General features: G+C 62.4%; 2 protein-coding genes. One reads left to right on the top strand and one right to left on the bottom strand.

The window, feature by feature from the left end:
• A partial coding sequence (locus tag EOC06_RS36425; RefSeq protein ID WP_128310057.1) for a DUF1428 domain-containing protein occupies nt 1-338 on the top strand: 338 nt, incomplete at its 5' end.
• A 141-nt stretch (nt 339-479) separates the two neighbouring features.
• On the opposite strand, the gene EOC06_RS36420 is transcribed toward EOC06_RS36425, so the two are convergent.
• A partial coding sequence (locus tag EOC06_RS36420) for a sulfotransferase (RefSeq protein WP_164898974.1) occupies nt 480-2,058 on the bottom strand: 1,579 nt, incomplete at its 5' end.

Raw genomic sequence — 2,058 nt, 5'->3', positions numbered from 1 at the left:
GTTTCGTACTTGCCGTGCCCAAGGCAAAACTCGATGACTACAAGAAGCTTGCCAACCTCGCAGGGCCTATCTGGAGGGAACACGGCGCGCTCGCCTATGTCGAATGCATCGGCGACGACGTGCCCTATGGCGAGGTCACGTCCTTCCCGCGTGCCGTGCAGGCCAAGGACGACGAGATCGTCGTCTTCGCCTGGGCCGTCTATGAGTCGCGGGAGAGCCGCGATGCCGTCATGGCCAAAGTGATGGCAGATCCCCGCTTGAAGGCCGATTGGGCGGACATGCCGTTCGACGGCAAGCGCATGATCTTCGGTGGCTTCAAGCCATTCATTGAGCTTTGAGCAGCCGGTAGCAGATTAGAAGAAGCCTCTCAGCTTCGTCATCCTAGGGCGAAGCAGGAGCGAAGCTCCGTCGCGAAGACCCTAGGATGACGACGCGGGTGCTTAGGCCAATCTCTAAGGCCACGATCAGCTAGCGTTGCGCTAATCCAGCTTGTCGAGCAGCGGCTTCAGCCGGTCTCCATAGCGCTTCCACAGATCGACCGACCCTTGATACATCGGCTGGCGCACCTGTGCGGCTGAAGCCGTGCGAACCGGTCGGTCGGTCTCGTGGAACGATAGAGCCGCGTCGTCCCAGGGCAGGCCGAGATGAGCGATCAATGCCCGCGTCTGTCCTTCCTGGTCGGCGACAAAATCCTCGTAGCGTACATCATGCACGACGCCCGGCAGCACCGTGTGCCAATGCTTCATGATGTCGGTGTAGAGATTGTGGAAGTCGGCGAGCTCGCCGAGATCGTAGCCATAGCGATGGCTGTCACCGCGGAAATGCACCTTGTAGATCGACAGGCAGGTGGCCGCCGCATCGCGCGCGCAGTGGATGATCCTGGCCTTCGGCATCATCATGTGGATGAAGCCGACAAGCAGGAAGTTGCCTGGCATTTTGTCGGTGACGTGACGCATGTTCGGATAGCGGGCATGCAGCATGTCGAGATAGGCTTGCCCTGCCTCGGCAAAATCCGCATCGCCCATATCCGATACGCCCCATGGGAAGCCACCCGGCATGGTCGCCGGGAACTGCTTGCCGACCGCCTTCTTCAAGATGCTGAGCTCGCCTGCGCCATAGACCTGCGGATGGCTGGCAATGATCTGCTCGACCAGCGTCGTGCCCGAACGCGGCATGCCGACGATGAAGATCGGCGTGTCGTCGCTGATTGAGCTGGGCCTGTGCTTCTCGAAGAAGCCGGCATCGAAGGTGGCCTTCATCGCCTCGAATTCGGCCCGCGTCCTGGCCTGGTCGTAGTTGATGCCTTTGCGGCGGATCGCATTGCCTTCGGCGAAATAGTCGAAGGCCCGGCCATAATCCCTGAGATCGTCATTCGCCTTGCCGAGTCCGAAGGACAGCTGCATGCGTGCCAGGCTGTCCTGCGGCGCCTTGGCATGCTGGGCTTCCATGCCCCCAAGCTCGCTGTCGCGCTCCTTCTGGCGCTTGACCTGCGTCAGCATCAGCCAGGCTGTGGCCATGGCGGGGTTGATCGCCAACGCCTGCCGGAACAGGTCGACCGCCTCGTCGAGCTTGCCCTTTTCCATCAGCCCGACGCCGAGCCCGTGCAGCAGGTCGGCATCCTTGGGACGTATCGCCAGCGCTTCGCGGAAGACGGCGAGCGCCTCATCCAGCCGCCCGGCTTCCTGCAGGGTTTCGGCAAGCCCGATGCGGGCGCGCACGTGAAATGGGTTGCGTGCAACCGTGCCGCGATAAATCTCTTCGGCCTCTTCGAACTGGCCGACCTGCTTCAGCGATGAGCCGAGATTGTCGCGCGCCGCGAGCTGGTCCGGCCGCAGATCCACCGCACCGCGGAAGAAATCGATGGCCGCAGCAGGGCGGCCGAGGTCGCGCATCACCGTACCGAAATTGTTGAGGAAATCGGGATTCGTCGGCTGCAGGCTCACCGACCGTTCGATGAGATCCAGCCCTTCTTCGCTGCGCCCGGTCTGGTGCAGCAGCAGTCCCAGGAAATGCGCCGCGGCCGCATGCTTGGGCTGACGCGCCAGCACCTGCCGGTAG

Source organism: Mesorhizobium sp. M7A.F.Ca.MR.362.00.0.0 (assembly GCF_004023175.1).
Classification (GTDB): Bacteria; Pseudomonadota; Alphaproteobacteria; order Rhizobiales; family Rhizobiaceae; genus Mesorhizobium.
This window is presented reverse-complemented; position numbering and strand designations above follow the sequence as displayed.